This is a genomic window from Streptomyces sp. MS06 (assembly GCF_047200655.1).
GTDB lineage: Bacteria > Actinomycetota > Actinomycetes > Streptomycetales > Streptomycetaceae > Streptomyces.
Window position 1 is genome coordinate 74,288 of record NZ_JBJZOJ010000030.1, and the last position, 17,136, is coordinate 91,423.

The following is a 17,136-nucleotide window of genomic DNA, read 5'->3' on the forward strand; positions in this document are numbered from 1 at the left end:
TTGAACCCATGGCGGAGGAACGGTTCACCCGGCGCACCGTGACCGTGGTCATGGCGGTCATCGCGGCCCTGGCCTTCGTCTTCTCCTTCGGCAACGTCTGGGCGCTCGCCCTGCGACTCGGCGTTCCCCGCCCGATCGCCCCGCTGATCGCGCCCATGGTGGACCTGTCCGTCGTCGGGCTTCTGGTCGCTCTGCGGTTCCTGACCCTGCGCGGGGTGTCCAAGGCGGAGTTGCGGGCCGGTACCCGGCTGCTGCACCTGTGCGGGCTGCTTACCCTCGCCCTGAACACCGCCGAACCGCTGCTGGCCGGACGCTACGGACGGGCCTGCCTGGACACCGTCGCCCCGCTCCTGCTCCTCGGCTGGGGCCACGTCGGCCCCGCCTTCCTCGCCCAGTTCCACACCCACACCCGCCCCACCCCGCGTCTGGAGACCGCCCCCACCCCTACCCCTGAGCCGGTGCCCGACGAAGCGCCCTCGCCCGAACCGGCAACCACGACGACCGTCCCGGCCGTCGTCACTGCCCCGGCCGAGGAACTGGAGCCTGCTCCGGCTCCGGCCGCCGTTCCACCGGTCGCCGTCGCCAAGACGGCTCGTCCCGCCCCCGGCCCGGCCCTGCCGGCCGCCCTGCTGGACGCGGCCCGGCGCATCGCGGACACCCACCGCGCCGAGCACGGCTCACCGATCAGCGCCGCTCACCTGGGAACGCGTATGGGCGTCGCCCTGCCGGTGGCCACCGCCGCACTCGCTCAGCTCTGAGCCCCGGCCCTCACCGGCCGCATCCCCCTCGCTGAACCCACGCCCGCTCCCGGGGCTGGTTCGTCATGCCCCGAGCAACACCAACACGCCTCCCTGACGAGCTGGTTGTTGCTCGGGCCCCACCCGAGCAGAAGGGACCCGCCCCGAATGGTCACCCTGGACCTGCGCCACGTGGCAAGCCCCGCCGTGCGGGACCTGCTCCACCTGGTCAATCACCCCGACTTCGACCGCGCACAGCAGCAGATCGAACGCCTCGGCGGCTGCACCGAACCCGTCCGCCTGACCGGACAGAGCGCCACCGTCGACACCACGACCGGCGAGGTACTGCGCTCCTACACTTCCTCGGACGAGCCCACGGGCAGCCTGCTCACCGCGTGCGGCAACCGCCGCGCCTCCCGCTGCCCGGCCTGCTCCCGCCTCTACGCCGCCGACACCTACCACCTCATCCGCGCCGGCCTCTCCGGCGGCAAGACCGTCCCCGACACCGTCCGCGCCCACCCCCGCGTCTTCACTACCCTCACCGCCCCCTCCTTCGGCCCCGTCCACAACCGCCCCGACGCCCGGCCCTGCCGCTGCGGCACCCGCCACGAGCCCACGGACCCGCTGCTCGGTACGCCGCTGAATCCGGCGACGTACGACTACGCGGGCGCGGTCCTCTTCAACGCCTACGCCGGAGCCTTGTGGGCGCGCTTCACGATCTACCTGCGGCGGGAGCTCGCCACCCGGCTCGGCCTGACGCAGAAGGCTGCCCGCGCGGTGTTGCGGGTGTCCTTCGCCAAGGTCGCCGAGTACCAGAAGCGCGGCCTGGTCCACTTACACCGCCGTCGCCCGGCTCTACCTGATCCCCGGCCTCGGACGGAAGAAGCTCGCCAAGCTCACCGCCAAGGACGTCCGCACCTGGCTCAACCAGCTCCGCACCACCTGCCAGTGCTGCACCCGCGGCCTCGACGCCGCCCGTGACCGACCCCTCTGCTGCGCCACCGGAAAGTGCTGCTCCAAGCGGCTCTCGCCCCTGACCCTGGCCTACGTACACTCCGTGCTCAAGTCCGCCCTGGAGCACGCCGTGCGTGAGGAGGAGATCCCGCGCAACGTCGCCCGTAACGTCCGCACCGGCACGCCCCGGCCCCGCCGCTTCGAACCCCTCACCGGCGACGAAGCGCGCAACTTCCTGACCGCCACCAGCGGTCACCGGTTGCAGCCGCTGTTCGAACTCGCTCTGCATACCGGGCTCCGCAAGGGCGAACTCCTCGGCCTGCGCTGGGAAGACCTCGACCTGGCCGGCGGGACCGCCAGCATCCGCCGCACACTGCAACGCACCAACTCCAGCGGCCTGACCGCCCTCCCGACCAAGACCAAGAGCTCCGAACGGCGAATCGCCCTGCCTACGCCATGCCTGCGCTCCCTCGAACAGCACCGCAACCGGCAACTCCAGGAACGCGAGGCGGCGGGTACGGGCTGGAAGGACAGCGGCTACGTTTTCACCCGTCCCGACGGCGCCCCGATCGAAGGATCCACCCTCACCCGGCACTTCAACACCCTGCTCCGCCGTGCCGGGCTCCGCCGCATCCGGTTCCACGACCTCCGCCACTCGACCGCGACCCTCCTCCTGGAACAAGGAGTGGAACTCGTCGTGATCAAGGAGCTGCTGGGGCACGCCCACATCGGTGTCACCGCCACCGTCTACGCCCACGTCCGGCTCCGCCTCCAACGCGACGCCATCGACCTCCTCGGACACGCCCTCCGCTCTCCCGCCGAAACTGGCAACCGGCCCGACGACGGCCACGAACCGCCGCTCTGCGCAGCCCCCGTCCGCTGACGTTGCCGTCAACTACTGCCGTCACGCCACGCTGAAGTCCCGCCAGGCGCCGCCTGACGGGACTTCAGATTCGCGTGTGCACGTGAGCTACTGGCCCCCGATGGACTCGCGGAACCGCCGCACCTGAGAGATGGTCGTCGACCACTCAGAAATTTGGTTCCCGTCCTCGTCAACCAAGCTCCGAGCCTCGACATATCGCCAAGGCTCTTGCGGATTAAACTGCTCTTCGAGGCCATCCAGGAAGATGATCGAGTTTTGCACGTAGACATCTTCCCCTTCCCGGTAAATAGGCCAGCAGAAGATGAAGTTAGCGGCCTCCGGGTCCGTGATCGAAGAGATGAGGCACGAGGTCGAATTCTTGCTCACCTCAAGCTCCCTCAGGGCTCTCTCCCAACTTCGAGAGTAGTCGCCCACAGTCCAGAAGCTCAGATCCATCGAGAATGATTCCGAGAAATCCCCGACTGTGACCCTACCGGCGGCCTCGGAAGGCGACGAGACGCCACCCTCCGAGGCAGGATCACCGATCACTTCGATCGCGAATCGATTATTCCTTGAGGTAGTTGAGGTCTGGGTCATAAGTACCGATCCGTTGGCCCTTGCGGTTGAACATTTTCCAGCCGCCCGACACATTATGCCCGTCAACATCCGGCGTGATGTAGTTCTTCCCATTCGAGAAGACCACCTGGCCGTGCGAATTGAACGGAGCCCTCTGTGCAGGGATTCTCTGCCTGTACCCAAGGGCGCCCGCCCTATCGCCTACGGTTCCGGCGTACAACTCCCGGTTCTGCGCACTCCGCCCGGCTACCGAGTCCGGATGATACGGATCGCCCTTGAGCGCCGGGGAGGAGGTGTACCCCTCAGGAAGATCACAGTTGCTGTTGTGAACGAGTACCGGTGTCTGACCAGCGAGTACATAGTACGTGTGCAGCGCGACCTCTCTCTACCTGCGTTTTCGCAGGTCAAGTGATATTCGGCGGTCCGCTGACGTCCGGGTTCGGCCTGGGTTGTTCGTGGTTGTTGCCGTCACTACTGCCGTCAAGAGTCTTGACCCCTCAGGCAGGTTTGGGCCCCGCGGCGGCTCGGCCGTCCGCCGGTTCGGCAGTGCGGGCCGGGGCGGGGCGGGAAGGGTTCGCCGCTCGGAGGGACAGGCTTCGCTCCCCGTCGGAGGCGACGCGCCGACAGCCCCCCTCTGGTCACCTGTAGAGCAGCGCCCGGACCGCTACCCGAGCCAGGACATCCGAGCTACTGTGGATGTCATGACGACGGCCTACGAGGACGTACCCTTCAGCGAGCTGCTCCACCACCCCGCTGCCACCGCCCGGCGCCTGGACGCGGTCCGCGCACTACGCCTGCGCCGACGCGACGCGGGCGACCTGGCGCTCATTCGCGCCGACCAGCTGGCGCAGGACTCCACCGTGGTCGACTTCACCGCCCGCCTGCTCGCCGGGCTGGTCCGCACCGAGAACACCGCCGCACTGCGACAGGCCCTGCCTGATGCCCTGCCCTGGTCGGTCTTCCTCCCGGAGGACGACGTCGAGGCGATGCTCGGCGAACTCGTGGACACTGCCCGCGGGGCTGCTGCGCTGGAGAACTTGGCTCCCATCGCGCTGCTGCTGGCCCAGTGGCGGCACAGTGCCGAGATCTACGCCGACCCGGCCCTGCACGACTTCCTCACCCGCGAGCCCGACGGCGACCTCGGCCCTGTCCCCGTACCCGAAGGCGAGACCGCCGAGTGAGCCCCAAGCGCGGTGACCGCGCGGCCCCACCCCCGATCGGCGACGAATTCGACCTGCGCTTCGCCAACACCGAAGCGGCCAACGGCTGGGACCATCTCTCCCGCCACGCCGCAGGCAACCTCCGCCGCGCCTTCGACAAGATCCGATCCGCCCCGCGGGCCGCCGACGACCCCGAGCGCCACCACCGCCTCAAGGGCAAGCTCGGCGCTACGGTCTGGAAGGGACAGACGCTGGAGCGCTGGCAGTACGAGGTCACCGGCGGCGGCCGCATCTGGTACCTGGTCGACGACGCCAACCGCACCGCCTGGATCACCTACGCAGGCACCGGACACCCCAAAGCCACCGACTGATCGCCCTCCACCTCCTGTCCACCTGCCGCAGCCACGATCCGCGCGAGTGTTGGCGCGGCCTTGGGCCGGTGGACTGCCCGATCCAGGGCCCCGCCCCGGGCACGTGGGAGGTCCGGATGCTTTCATCGGCTCGGCGCTCGGCTTCCGGGGCGGCCCTCGGTCGGCGTGCGGCGGGGCTGGTGCGTCGGTCAGTCCGGCAGCGCGGGGGTCGTGACGGAAGGCAGCCCGGCCGACGGCGAGTGGCCGGGAGCTTCACGCTCCCCTGCCAGAGGCAACGTCGGCCACCGCCCTCGGTGAGCCTGGCGATGTACGCGAAGGGTCGGCCCCCTGGTCGGCCCTGTGCCTGCGATCCGACCGTAGGACGGTCGTGGGCGACAACTTGCTGTGCGACACGCAAGGGATCCAGCGCCCACAACTTGCGCCCGGCGGCACCAAGTCAGCTCCCGCTCGCGCCCGCGTCTGGCCGTCTGCCTGCGCCTCGCGCGGGCGTCGGCTGCTCGCCCGACGGCGGGTCGGTCGGCGACGGTGGCCAGCTCTGGCGGGCGGGCGCCGCCTTGAACCTCGTAGAGAAAATCTGAACGCACGCCCCGTGCCCGCCCGGCACGGCGGGTCAGCGGCCCCGCCCGCCGCCGCCCGACTCCAGGGCCTCGACGCGGGCGCGGAGGTCGGCAATCTGCTGAGCGGCCTCGGTCAGTGCTCGTTCCAGCGCTTCGACGCGGGCCGTCGTCCCGCCGACGGGTGCGGTCGTCTCCGGGCCATCGAGGTCATCAGCGTCGTCGGCGGCGTGGTCGTGGTGGTCGACGAAGGCGCCCTTGCCGGGGCGGGAGACCGCCCACCCGTCCTGCTTCAGCAGGGCCATGGCCTTCTGCACGGTCAGGCTCGACGCCCCGAACTCCCGCATCAGCACGGCCTGCGTCGGCAGTGCGTCACCCGGCCGCAGCCCACCCGAGCGGATCCGCTCGCGCAGGGTCTCGGCGATCATCTCGAACGTCAGCTTCACCCCGCTGTCCGTCGGCCTGCGCCCGCGCCGCCCCACGACCGTCACCGCAGTTCACCCCGCCCTTCGCGCCCTCTACCACCGGAATCCGGCCCGTCCAAACCCGGAAACCGGCCTCACACTACCCGCGTCCCGCCGCCCACAGAAAGGAATGAGGAGGGATGCACTTGAATGCACCCGTGAAGCGGTGCTACCGTCACGCACCGCCGGTGATCAACACCGTGCCCGCCGCCCGGACCAGCTGGCCCTGGTCCCCGCGCCCACGCCCGCCCTGCGGCGCCCCCTTTCCCCTGTGAGCCGGTAAACCCGGCTGCCACGAAGCCGTCTTCGTCGTCCCCTCTCTCTTCCTTCTCCCGCCGAAGGTCTCTCCCGCATGTCCGCACAGCTCCAACTCCCATCCCCCGCTGCCACTTTCATCCCGGTCACCTGGGCGTTCACCGCGCCAGCCGGCACCACCACCCCGACCCACAACACCACCGACGCGTCCGCCGGTCAGCGGTCGGCGCTGGAGCGCCGCGCCAGGCTCACCGCCAGGCTGGCGAAGCTCGCCGCCACCGGCCAACTCGCACCCCTCGCACGACAGATCAGCACGCTCGGCGGCTGTGTGCACCCGATACGCCTCACCGGGCACCGCACCCACCTCGACAGCGCCACCGGCGAGATCCTCGACCACCTCGACTCCGACCGGCTCCCGGCGGGCGAACTGCTGGTCCGCTGCGGCAACCGCCGCGCCACCCGCTGCCCCGCCTGCTCCACCGTCTACCGCTACGACACCTACCAACTCATCGCCGCCGGACTGCGCGGCGGCAAGACCGTCCCCACCAGCGTCGCCGCCCACCCCCGTGTCTTCGCCACCCTCACCGCGCCCGGCTTCGGGCCCGTCCACAACCAGCCCGACACCAGCCGCTGCCACTGCGGCCATATTCACCCCGACGACGACCCACTCCTCGGCACCCCGCTCGACCCCGACCGCTACGACTACACCGGCGCGGTGCTGTGGAACGCGCACGCCCCGGCCCTGTGGGCCCGCTTCACCACCCACCTGCGACGCGAGATCGCCAAGGCGGCGGGGCTCACTCAGCGGGACCTACGGCACTACGCCACGCTCTCCTACGCGAAGGTCGCCGAGTACCAGAAACGGGGCCAGGTCCACTTCCACGCAGTCATCCGCCTCGACGGACCCACCGGCCCCACCAGCACCCCACCCGTCTGGGCCACCACCCAGCTCCTCGACCACGCCGTACGCGCCGCCGCCACACGCACCCGCGTCCACCACGAAGGCGAACCACCGAAGCAACCACAGCCCGCCAAGGACACCCACTCGTCCCAGCCCCAAGGGTCAGACCAGGAAGGGCGGTTGGTGTTCCGGTTCGGGCGGCAGATCGACGTCCGCGCGATCCGCGGCACCGACTTCACCGGCGACGGCCCCGTCACCGACCGGCACGTCGCCGCCTACATCGCCAAGTACGCCACCAAAGGCGCCGAGACCACCACCGGCACCCTCGACCGCCGACTCCGACTCCTCGCCGAACTCGCCGCCCACGACATCACCGACCACGCCCGCCGCATGATCCACACCGCCTGGCACCTCGCCACCAACCGCCGGCACACCCACCTCCGCCTGCGTCAATGGGCCCACATGCTCGGCTTCCGCGGCCACTTCTCCACCCGCACCCGCCACTACTCCACCACCCTCGCCCACCTCCGAGCCCAACGCACCACCTGGCGAACCGGCCAACCCAACACCCAGACCCCCGCCCCGGTGTCGGCCGAGACGCAGTCTGGCCAGACGGACGGCAGTCCGGTCGGTGACCGCGCCGGACACTCCACCGATCTGGCCGCCGGTCACCGTCCCGGTCGCCGCAACATCGCCGGTCAGCACATGGACTCCGACACGACCCTGGTCATCTCCCACTGGCAGTACACCGGAACCGGCCTCCTGCCCGAACTCGAACATCTCGCCGACCTCCTGGCCGCGAAACGGCAGAGCCGACCCGAGCAACCGACCCGAACCCGCCGCTCGGAACGCTTCGGTGACCGCGCCGGTCACCCGGTCGGTCACTCCACTGATCGCCAGACCGGTGCTGTCCGGACTGGGGCCGTCGCGTGACCGCCAGCACGGAACTCCTGACCGTCCCCCAGGTCATGGAACGCCTCCAACTCGGCCGCACCGCCGTCTACGACCTCATCCGCTCTCGTCAGCTCACCTCCCTCACCCTCGGCCGAGCCCGCCGGATCCCCGCCCACGCTCTCACCGACTTCATCCGCACCCGCCTCGACCAGGAAGCCGCCGCCTGATGACCACACCCCGAGACACCCCCGCCTCCCGCCGCACCCGCGCCAACGGCGACGGAACCGTCTACCAGCGAAAAGACCGCCGCTGGGAAGCCGCCGGATACGTCCTCGCCCCCGGCAACACCCGCAAACGCATCCGCGTCTACGGCAGCACGCGCACGGAGGCACTGGCCAAACTGACCGAGAAGATCGCCGCCAGCAACCGCGGCGTCCCCGCCGTCACCGCCCAGGGCAGCCTCACGGCCTACCTGACGTACTGGCTGGAGAACGTCGCCGTCCACCACCTCCGCGAGACCACCCACACCCGCTACACCGCCGTCGCCGAGCAGTACCTCATACCGGGCCTGGGCAGGAAAAAGCTCACCAAGCTCACCGCCAAAGACGTCCGCACCTGGCTCAACCAGCTCCGCACCACCTGTCAGTGCTGCACGCGTCACCTCGACGCGGCCCGCGACGAACCCCGCTGCTGCGCCGCCGGCCAGTGCTGCTTCAAGCTGCTCTCTCCGCTGACGCTCACCTACATCCACTCCGTACTCAAGTCCGCCTTGGAACACGCAGTGCGGGAGGAGGAGATCCCGCGCAACGTCGCCCGCAACGTCCGCACCGGAACCCCTCGCCCCCGCCGCTTCAACCCCCTCACCGCAGACGAAGCCCGCCAGCTCCTCACCACCGCCCAAGGTCACCGGCTGCACGCGCTGTTCGAACTCGCTCTCCACACCGGACTCCGCAAGGGCGAACTCCTCGGCCTGCGATGGGAAGACCTCGACCTCGATGCGGGCACCGCCGCCATCCTCCGCACCCTCCAGCGCACCACCGCAGGTGGGCTCACCACGCTGCCCACCAAGACCCGGGCCTCCGAGCGCCGCATCGCCCTCCCCACCCGCTGCGTCCACTCGCTGAAGTTCCACTACGAGCAGCAGCAGCGCGAACGCGAGGCCGAGGGCACCGCATGGCAACACAGCGGGCAGGTGTTCACCACTGCGCAGGGCGGAGCGATCGACCCGACCAACCTCACCCGCACCTTCGCCACGCTCCTCCGCAAGGCCGGACTCCGTCGCATCCGCTTCCACGACCTCAGGCACTCGACCGCGACCCTGCTCCTGGAGCAGGGCGTCGAACTCGTCGTGATCAAGGAACTCCTCGGCCACGCCCACATCGGCGTCACCGCCACCGTCTACGCCCACGTCCGGCTCCGCCTCCAGCGAGACGCCATCGACCTCCTCGGCCAAGCCCTCCGTAACCCCGCTGAGACCGCCGACCAGCCCGACGACGGAGACGAACCACCGCCTTGCGCAGCACCCGTCCGCTGACGTTGCCGTCAACTACTGCCGTCAGACACCTCTGTGGCCCCGTCGCAACGCTCCCGACGGGGCCACAAATTTGCTCCTGCATGCAGGTGCGATGCGAAGATCAGGTTTTCCGGTTACGGCCGGACATCACTCACCACTCCACACCGCGATCTCCCCTCCGGGCATGCAGGTCACTCGCTTTCCCTTAGGCCCGACAAACCCCCAAGCCTCATACTCCTCGTCCGGCCGGACAGTCAGTTTCGTGCCGCTTTCGAATTCGATCACGAGATTCCCGGCTCTTCCCACCTCAGCCTCAGTAATCACGTCACGGGCCAGTCGGACGAGATGGGGAGCAGCAACGTCCGGGGATTCTGGATCGAAAGGCACGTGGTCCCCGGCCGAGACTTGAAGAACCGCCTCGGTCTCGACGCGCAGTTCACAATCCCCACTGGTCAGGACTGTGAGAGCCGCGTCGAAGCAGACACGGGTAACTGCTTGACCCCGAAGGTCCAGGTTCATTCCTACCACCCCACCGGAAGCGGATAAGTGCCGTCAGGATTCATCGGGATATGTGTATCCGCTTTCGAGCCAGGCTTTCCGTCGAGCCCGATCGGCTGGCCATGCTTGTTGGTGAAACGCACATAGCCATTCGGGTACCTTCCGGTCGGATTCATCACGCGAAGCATGTCAGCATTTCCGGTAGACCCAGGCTTCTGCCACACACTTCCCTTTCCGTTATCAGCTGCCCGCGCCACCCAGTCGTCACCCACTCCAGTGGGACGCTGAGGACCGATGGCGGGAGTGCATGGTGTCGAATTGTGAACGAGGACCGGCGTCTCCCCCGCCAGCACATAGTACGTGTGGAGGTCATCGACGGTGAGGTTGTACATGTCGCGGTCGCCGGATCGCGGGGTGACCTTGTCGACCTGGACCTGGTGGTCGTCGGCAGTACTGAGGGCGTGGCCTACACGGAGTCCCCCTGCCGCAACCCAAGCGTGGAGCGTCTCGTCCCAGAAGGGGTGCTTGGCAGTGGTGTGAAGGGTGTCCATACTGCCGTCCGGGCGACGGATGCGGAGGTCGACTAGGTCATAGTCGTGGTTGACAAGGGTGGCAGTGACCTTGTGGGGACCCTGATGCCTACCGTTGCCGGGGTTTGCGGACTCGACCTTGTCTCCGACCTTGATTTCACCGATGGGCTTGGCCCGACCATTGGCCATCAGGACTGCAGTGGAAGGAGTGAAGCTGCATTTGCAGCTGCAGAGCCTGGATCCCGCACTCGCCTCAGATTCGGCAGCCTCGGCCTCAGCTGCCCCTGCCTCGGCGGCTACAGGTGCAACCAAGCGGTGCGTTATCGCGACGATGGCAACGTCGAAGATTATCTTTCCTGTGCCTTCGTCGCTTCTGCCGTTCGCGTAATCGCCATAGATCTCTTGGATACGGGATATTGTGGCCGGCGCCAGACCAGCACCAGGTTCCGCGCTGAGAAGCAGATTCTTGAGCATTCCCATGCAGTTTTCGCCGTCGACGACGCACTTCTTGTCGGCGACGTACTCTCGATAAGGGGCCTTAACGAGCGACTTCGCCTGGTCGACGATAGTGCTGCCTACACCCTTGATCCAGTTCCAAGCTCCACCGCTGTCACTGCTGTCGTCGCTTCCTGAGGTTCCCTGCCCGGCATAGATGACGTTGCCGGCCAACTTGGGCGGACCGGGTACGTGACCTGGCGTGGTGTTTTGGAAGTTCGGTCCAGGGCGAGTGGGACAGTCGATTCCTGCACAGAGTCCAGTGGGGTCGCTGCTCGTGGCCGGATTGTTGTCTGCGTAGCTGTAGCCGTTGAGCGACTGGGGTGCGGAAGCGTTCAGGACGGGGTCGACGCTGATGAACTGACCGATGCCCGGATCGTATTCACGGGCGCCGACGTGAGTCAGGCCGGTGTTGGTGTCACGTGTCTTGCCGAGGAAGCCCTTGTCATCGGGCCAGGGGCCGTAGAGAGGCTGTCCGCGGTCCTTGCCGAAGGGCGTGGTGTACCGCTTGGTGAAGGTCTGACCGGTGTCGGGGTTGAGGGCGAGATTGGAGGTGCCGTGGTGATCGGCGGTGAGGTAGGTGAGCTTCTCCGTGCCGGACTCATTGGAGCGCATGGCGACCGCGGTGCCACCACCCGAGTAGTAGCGCTGAGCCCAGGTGGTGCCGTTGCTGCGGAGGTGCAACTCGGTGGAGCCGGCGTACAGGATCCGCTCACCGTCCTCCAGGGAACGGATGAGCAGGCTGCCACCGGCGCCGTAGAGGTAGTCCGTGCTGCGACCGTCCTCGTCGAGCTTGGTCAGCTTGCCCTCGGGGGACCAGGTCAGGTTCTGGGTCGCGGTGGACCCGGGACGCTGGGTGGTGTTGCCGGTGGCGTCGTAGGCGTAGGTGCGGCTCGGGGTGGCGCAGTCAGCTGTGGTGCTCGTGCCGGTCAGCGTGTGTGGCTGGGTGCTGCTGCCGTAGCAGTAGGTGGTTGTGGCGTCGCCACTGCTCTTGTGTTCCGTCTCAGTGGTGCGCTGCCCGGCGGTGTTGTAGGTGTAGCTGTTCCAGTAGGGGGCCGGCCCGGCCAAGCCGGTCGCGTCGGGGGCGTCGGTGCAGTCGTGGCTGGCGGGGGTCCAGGCACCGGTCAGGCGCTGGTGGCCGTCGTAGGCGAAGCACTGGGTGTCCGCGCTGCTGCTCCCGCCCAGGGTGGTCGGGTCGCTGATCTCGGTGACGTTACCGGCTTGGTCGTAGGTGTAGTTGAGGTCCTGCAGCATGTACGGGTGGGTCTGGTCCGTGACATGGCTGCGGGTCAGTCGACCGGTGCCTTCCTCGAAGGTGTTGGTGACATAGACATCCTTGGAACCTGTGCCGCCGGTGCCGAGAGTGAACTGTTCGAGCTGGGAGAGGGCCGAGTAGGACGCGTCCCGGAGGTAGCCGGTAGCGCCGCCTACAGATGTCACGTCGCCCAGGTCGTCGTAGGTGAGCCCGGTGATTTCGGACGGAAGCCCGCCCATCGCGGGTTCCTTGTCGAACTGCTGAGTGCCGTCGACGTTGTAATGGGTCTCGAAGGGCAGCGTGGACGGCTCTCCCGCCTGCACGAACGGATCGGAAGCAGGCAGCTCGAGCTGCGTCTTGACGGCTCGACCCATGCTGTCGTAGCCGGTGATCGTCTGCTTATAGGCCGCGCCGGTCTTGCCGCCCACGTAGCGGGTGGAAGTGGTGGGCCGGCCCTTGAGCACGGTGTCGTACGTGTAGGCGGTCAGTTGGTTGGCGTCTGTCTTGGACCCGGACCAAGTTCCGGTGAGCCGACCCAGTTCGTCGTAGGCCGAAAGGATCGACTTGCCACGCGCGTCCGTGCTCTTGATGACCTGATCGAGGGCGTTGTATGCGGTGCTTGTGGTGCCCTTGTCGGGATCGTCGGAGCTCACCTGACGACCGAACAAGTCGTAGGAGTAGGTCCACGTCGCGTCGTCCGGGCCAGAGATGGAGGTCTGCCGGCCGTCCAAGGCGTAGGCGAACTTCGTCGAGGTGTAGGCCGCGCCCGGGCTGGTTCCGTAGTCGTCATCGGCCGGGCTCGTGCTCTCGTATGCGCGGGTCTCGGTGGTGCGGCCGCGGATGTCGGTGATGGCCCGCTGTGCGGAGCCGCCCTCGACGGCAGTGGTGGCCGTGGAGTCACCGGTGTACGTCGTCGACTGCGACCACTTCTTCACGCCACCGGTGTAGAGGGTGCTGGTCACAGGCCGCCCCGCACCGTCGTACACGATCTCCGTCTGTAGCGGCGCCGCTCCTGAGGCGACACGGTAGTAGGTGCCGTTCGGGGTGCTGGTGCTGTCGAAGATGTCCGCGTGCGTCTCGTAGGCCAGACCGCGCGTGTCGTAGCGCGTGTCCGTCAGCAGCCGCCCGCCCTGCGGTGTCGGCGACTGGGTCTGCAAAGGACGCAGCAGCGCGTCGTAGATGGCGTAACTAGTCCTGTACGCGTCGCCGTCCCAGTTCAGCGTCGAGGTGGACACCCATGAGGGCTTGCTTTTGTCCATGTGGTACGTGAACTTCAGACTCGGCGACTGGCCACCCGACGAGCGGTTCGGCAGCCACACCTGGGTCAGGCGTCCCAGCGCGTCGTACCTCTGCTCGGTCAGTTTGAGGTTGATGTCGAACTTGAGGTGCGACAGGCCGCGTCGGGGATCCAGGTAGCTGTAGGACCGGTAGCCCTTGACGTCGGTGGTGATCGTGCTTCTGAGCGGCCCCGCGTCCGCAGGTGTGTAAGCCGTCGAGGTGGTGTGGCCCGCAGTGTCGGTGACGGTCAGGGGACGGCCCAGAGTGTCGAAGGTGCTGGTGGCCGTCGTCTGCCAACCGGTGGGGAGCCGGTCGCCGCTGGAGTCGGCGGTGAGGGCGTAGCCGGTGGCGCGGCCGGTCCAAGTGGGTTCGCCCTTGGTGGGCTGCTGGACGGCCGACCAGCCGCTGGCGTCGGGGTCGTCGTAGACAGTGGCCGCGTCGGACAGGACGTTGCCGCGAGTTGCTGTGGTGGCGGGCAGGTTCAGCGACGTGTCGAGGGTCGAACACTGCCGGTCGACAGTCCGGGAGCGTGAGACGAAGCTGGTGATGCCGAGGGAGGGGTTGCGGGCGTACCAGGTGCGGGTGCAGGTTTCGTCGCCGCCCACTCCGCTCTGGCCGTAGTCGTCGAAGCTGGTGACCATGCCCAGGGCGTCGTAGTGGGCCTGAGTGGCGTGGGTGCGCCAGGACGAGGAGGCGGTCAGGTAGGTGCTGGTGTAGGTCGTGGTGTTGCGGACCCACTGGGCGAGCTGGGTGGCGGCGTCTGGGACGGCCTGGCTTGCGGTCTGGCGATAGGTGTAGCTCTTGAAGACGCTGCTGATGGGCTGGCTGCCGTTGTACGTGACCTGCTGGCGGGGTAGGCCCTTGTAGCGGTCGCTGTCGTAGGCGGGGCCGAAGTCGACGTCCGTGTCGAGCAGGGGGGCGACGGTGACGGTCTTGGTGGTGCCGTCGGCGTTCTTGTCACCGTGCATGCCCTGCATGTAGAGCGAGACGGTCTTGGAGCGGGTGGTGCTGGTGTCGCCCGTGTAGGCGGTGACCTTCTGATAGCCGCGCCAGTCGGACCAGGTCCGCTCGGCCTTCTTGGTGAAGGGGTTGTCGTTGTAGTGCCAGGCGGCGCCGCTGTACGAGTAGGAGTGCTCGACGGCCTCGTTGTTGCCAGCCGGGTCGGAGACGATCACGGCCAGGACGCGGTACTTCTGGAACCAGTCGATCGAGGCTTCGTCGGCGCCGTTGATGTGCCAGTACTGCGGGTAGCAGGAACGGGTGTTGGAGTCCGGTGCCGCACCGGTCAGCTCACTGCGCACGCACTCCGCGGGCGAGAGGGTCACCGTGGTGATCGCGCCGGTCTCGGAGGTGATGGTGGAGATGCGGGGGCGGGTCAGGGGAAGGATGTCGTCGGTGGCGTCGACCCGGTTGGGCCGCATCTGGTAGGTGAAGCTGATCGGGTTGACCGCGATGCTGGTGTCGCCGGCCTTGCCGGTGCGCTTGATCGACTTCAGCGTCAGCACCTGGTCGGAACTGTCGCCGATGTCGCCGCCGTCCAGGTACTCCTGGGTCAGCGTCCAGGAGTCGACCGGGTCGTAAGCGTCGGCTCCGGCGTTGTAGGAGTAGGTGTTGACGCCGGTCAGGCGCTTGCGAGTGAAGAAGGACGGGCCGGAGGCGTTGCAGTCGGTGTCACCGCTGCTGCAGATCGCATCGAACGGGACGTCGGGCCAGTTGTCCGCGGTGTCCTTGGTCAGGCTGGAGCAGTCCGAGGCCGTGCAGCGCTCCGCGTAGCCGAAGGTGACCTTCGCATCCGGCTTGTCGGTGAACAGGGCGCCCTTGCGCAGCCCGTACTCCACACGGTTCAGGTAGCCGCCGCGCGTGTAGGAGGCGTTCGCCGTGGTCGCCTTGTTCTTCTTGTAGTAGTTCGTTTCCTTCGTGTACCAGTAGGTGGCCGCGTTGCCGTGGAGATCCTCGACGTAGTCGAGGTTCCACCGCCATGCCTGGGTGAGCGCGCGGTCCGCGAAGGTGGAGCCGTTCGCGTAGCCGGGTTCGCCGGAGTCGTCACCGAAGACGGGCACCGTCCACACCGAGTTGGTGCGCTCGCTCCCGGCACCGGCCAGCTTGTTCAGGCCGAAGACGTACTTCGTGCCGTCGCCGGTGATGACGGTCCAGAACTCGCCGTTGTCGTCCCCGTTGTCCGCGCCCGTCGAGCGGGTGACCGTGGAGGCGTCGTCATTCGCCAGATGCCACACACCGGTCGAGTCGTCCTTGACGAGCTGCGTGGACCTGCCGTTCAGGACGAGTGTGGCGTTGTCGTACTTCCAGCACTGGTCGAAGACGTCCGTGTGGCCGTCGTCGTCGCAGGAGCCGTAGGTGCGCTCCATGTAGGACTCGGTCAGCCCGAAGCCCTCACCGACCGAGGTGCCCTGGTTGTTCGTCGTGGCCGTGCGGCCGTCCACACTGCCCGAGTCGTAGGACAGCGACAACGACGGCGACGGGCCCGCGGCGGCGGGCGGCATCGTGAACCCGTAGGACCAGGTGAAGGAACCCGAGTTGCCGCCGGCCGCCCACGACGAGGACTCAGACAGCTTGGTCGCCGAGAAGTCCCCCGCTCCACTGGGGGACTGGCCGGATCCCGAAGATGCCGCGGTGAGCGCCAACACCGTGGCACCGGACGCTGAACTGTCCGCGCTTCGGAGCAACTGCGACGAGACACCGCCAGGAGCATCCGACAGCTGTACGTCTGCAGCAATGGTGTGGTGGGCGGCGTTGTTGTCCGAGGTGAGCGGGGTCTGTGTGCGGCACTCCGGCTTCTGCGGCGTGGTCAGCACGCAGGCGGGCAGTTTGACCAGCTGGAGCCGCTGTGACCAGCCGCCACCCATGGCTGAGGCGAACTTGCCATAGTCGATGCTGACCTTCGCGGTGCCCACATCGGCCGCCTCGGCAGTCAGCAGGACACCCGTGATACCCGCCTTCTGTGCCGTCTTCTGGTCCAGGACCGTGACACGCACGTCCCCGTCAGGCGCGACCGCCGTCCCCGACGGTCGACTAACGGTCACCGGCAGGCCGCCCGGAGCCCTCTTGGCCGACTTGGCGGCTTTGCCGTCTGTGATCTCGAGAGTCGCCTCCCCCTGCTTGGGCCAGACACTCCCGCGCTCCGACTCGGCCTTCCTGGCCTGGGCGGCGTTGGCCTTCTCGTCCTTGGCTACCTTCTGCCGAGCCTTTTTCGCTCCCGGCCCATCGAACGCCTCGACCTTGGTCGACTTGGTGCCGGGCACATCAGGGCGCCCCAGCCCCTTGCCCTGGCCTTCCGCAGCGGCTACCTGGGCCCAGCCGATCGGCACCACCAGGGCTAGCGCGAGCGATTGCGCCAGCAGCCTACCGCTCCGCCGCCTGCCCCTACGACCTCTTCTTGAGGTGCCTATGCCAACACTCATCTACTACTGCCCCACCCAGTCCGAATCGGAGAAACTCAATCATCTGCTCGTACGCTGGGGTGGGCAGTGCCTTCGCCGCTGCCCACCCGTCCGCACCGCGTCACTCGCCCACTGTCTCGCTGACTTGCTGCCAGCCCGCCATTGCGCCGGACCAGATCCTCACGTCGGCGATACGGCCGGGCAGATAGTGGCCCCACGCACTGCTCGTGAAGCCCTTACCGACCGCGAAGTCACCCGTTCCCGCCTGGGCCTCGAACCCCTCAAGGCCACCGTCCGAGAAGCCCCCCACATAGAGCGTGATCGTCCCGCTCTGGGCGTCGTAGATCCCGGTCAACCGGACCATGCTGTCGGTGGCGGCGATCTCGTCGGACGCCACCGAGGTGAAGGAGCCGTCCGCGTTCAGCCGGCCGAACTGCCAAT

At 67.9% G+C, this 17,136-nt stretch carries 11 protein-coding genes and 3 pseudogenes; 8 read left to right on the forward strand and 6 right to left on the reverse strand.

All coding sequences use genetic code 11. The annotated features are described in order from the left end of the window. Positions 1 to 8: 8 nt before the first annotated feature. The 3 genes and pseudogenes from ACL02U_RS18095 to ACL02U_RS18105 form a co-directional block, all read left to right on the forward strand. Positions 9 to 758 carry a DUF2637 domain-containing protein gene (locus tag ACL02U_RS18095; protein WP_412791883.1) on the forward strand — a complete coding sequence of 250 codons (750 nt, stop codon included), beginning with the start codon at positions 9 to 11 and terminating at the stop codon, positions 756 to 758. 147 nt (positions 759 to 905) lie between these two features. Then, positions 906 to 1,577 (forward strand): annotated as a pseudogene (locus ACL02U_RS18100) (replication initiator); the annotation flags it as partial. A 1-nt stretch (position 1,578) separates the two neighbouring features. Then, positions 1,579 to 2,574: pseudogene (locus tag ACL02U_RS18105) on the forward strand (tyrosine-type recombinase/integrase); the annotation flags it as partial. Positions 2,575 to 2,661: 87 nt separating this feature from the next. On the opposite strand, the gene ACL02U_RS18110 reads toward ACL02U_RS18105, so the two are convergent. Together ACL02U_RS18110 and ACL02U_RS18115 are read right to left on the reverse strand one after the other, a co-directional pair. Further along, a complete protein-coding gene (locus tag ACL02U_RS18110) occupies positions 2,662 to 3,150 on the reverse strand; it encodes a hypothetical protein (RefSeq protein WP_412791884.1) in 489 nt (162 codons plus the stop codon). Beyond that, positions 3,119 to 3,502, reverse strand: a pseudogene (locus ACL02U_RS18115) (toxin C-terminal domain-containing protein); the annotation flags it as partial. The pseudogene ACL02U_RS18115 and the gene ACL02U_RS18110, both read right to left, overlap by 32 nt. Before the next feature lie 328 nt (positions 3,503 to 3,830). Between ACL02U_RS18115 and ACL02U_RS18120 the strand changes: the two are divergent. Continuing rightward, the gene (locus tag ACL02U_RS18120) at positions 3,831 to 4,310 is read left to right on the forward strand and encodes a hypothetical protein (protein ID WP_247703031.1); all 480 of its coding nucleotides are present in this window, start codon (positions 3,831 to 3,833) and stop codon (positions 4,308 to 4,310) included. After that, the gene (locus ACL02U_RS18125; protein ID WP_210990282.1) at positions 4,307 to 4,660 is read left to right on the forward strand and encodes a hypothetical protein; all 354 of its coding nucleotides are present in this window, start codon (positions 4,307 to 4,309) and stop codon (positions 4,658 to 4,660) included. The genes ACL02U_RS18120 and ACL02U_RS18125 overlap by 4 nt, the downstream gene beginning before the upstream one ends. 610 nt (positions 4,661 to 5,270) lie before the next feature. Here the strand turns inward: ACL02U_RS18125 and ACL02U_RS18130 are convergent. Further along, positions 5,271 to 5,660, reverse strand: a complete 390-nt coding sequence (locus ACL02U_RS18130; RefSeq protein WP_412791885.1) for a winged helix-turn-helix domain-containing protein — start codon at positions 5,658 to 5,660, stop codon at positions 5,271 to 5,273. Between the two features lie 370 nt (positions 5,661 to 6,030). Between ACL02U_RS18130 and ACL02U_RS18135 the strand changes: the two genes are divergently transcribed. From ACL02U_RS18135 to ACL02U_RS18145, 3 genes are read left to right on the forward strand one after another with little or no spacing between them, the layout of a single operon-like run. Further along, on the forward strand, positions 6,031 to 7,767 hold the full coding sequence (locus tag ACL02U_RS18135) for a replication initiator (RefSeq protein ID WP_412791886.1): 1,737 nt from the start codon (positions 6,031 to 6,033) through the stop codon (positions 7,765 to 7,767). Next, the gene (locus ACL02U_RS18140; protein ID WP_412791887.1) at positions 7,764 to 7,955 is read left to right on the forward strand and encodes a helix-turn-helix domain-containing protein; all 192 of its coding nucleotides are present in this window, start codon (positions 7,764 to 7,766) and stop codon (positions 7,953 to 7,955) included. The genes ACL02U_RS18135 and ACL02U_RS18140 overlap by 4 nt, the downstream gene beginning before the upstream one ends. Continuing rightward, entirely contained in the window at positions 7,955 to 9,262 is a 1,308-nt protein-coding gene (locus tag ACL02U_RS18145; RefSeq protein ID WP_412791888.1) for a tyrosine-type recombinase/integrase, read from the forward strand. The genes ACL02U_RS18140 and ACL02U_RS18145 overlap by 1 nt, the downstream gene beginning before the upstream one ends. 126 nt (positions 9,263 to 9,388) lie before the next feature. Here ACL02U_RS18145 and ACL02U_RS18150 read toward each other — a convergent pair whose 3' ends face one another. The 3 genes from ACL02U_RS18150 to ACL02U_RS18160 all read right to left on the reverse strand — a co-directional run. Next, a complete protein-coding gene (locus ACL02U_RS18150; protein WP_412791889.1) occupies positions 9,389 to 9,760 on the reverse strand; it encodes a DUF6188 family protein in 372 nt (123 codons plus the stop codon). Between the two features lie 2 nt (positions 9,761 to 9,762). Next, positions 9,763 to 16,716, reverse strand: coding sequence for a polymorphic toxin-type HINT domain-containing protein (locus tag ACL02U_RS18155; RefSeq protein WP_412791890.1), 6,954 nt, complete (start codon positions 16,714 to 16,716; stop codon positions 9,763 to 9,765). Positions 16,717 to 16,816: 100 nt separating this feature from the next. Then, on the reverse strand, positions 16,817 to 17,136 hold a 320-nt coding region (locus tag ACL02U_RS18160), incomplete at its 5' end, for a LamG-like jellyroll fold domain-containing protein (protein WP_412791891.1).

What these genes read in the sequence shown, in the direction of transcription:
- ACL02U_RS18095 (WP_412791883.1), top strand. Translation starts at nt 9, where the DNA reads ATGGCGGAGGAACGGTTCACCCGGCGCACCGTGACCGTGGTCATGGCG.
- ACL02U_RS18110 (WP_412791884.1), bottom strand. Translation starts at nt 3,150, where the DNA reads ATGACCCAGACCTCAACTACCTCAAGGAATAATCGATTCGCGATCGAA.
- ACL02U_RS18120 (WP_247703031.1), top strand. Translation starts at nt 3,831, where the DNA reads ATGACGACGGCCTACGAGGACGTACCCTTCAGCGAGCTGCTCCACCAC.
- ACL02U_RS18135 (WP_412791886.1), top strand. Translation starts at nt 6,031, where the DNA reads ATGTCCGCACAGCTCCAACTCCCATCCCCCGCTGCCACTTTCATCCCG.
- ACL02U_RS18145 (WP_412791888.1), top strand. Translation starts at nt 7,955, where the DNA reads ATGACCACACCCCGAGACACCCCCGCCTCCCGCCGCACCCGCGCCAAC.
- ACL02U_RS18150 (WP_412791889.1), bottom strand. Translation starts at nt 9,760, where the DNA reads ATGAACCTGGACCTTCGGGGTCAAGCAGTTACCCGTGTCTGCTTCGAC.
- ACL02U_RS18155 (WP_412791890.1), bottom strand. Translation starts at nt 16,716, where the DNA reads ATGAGTGTTGGCATAGGCACCTCAAGAAGAGGTCGTAGGGGCAGGCGG.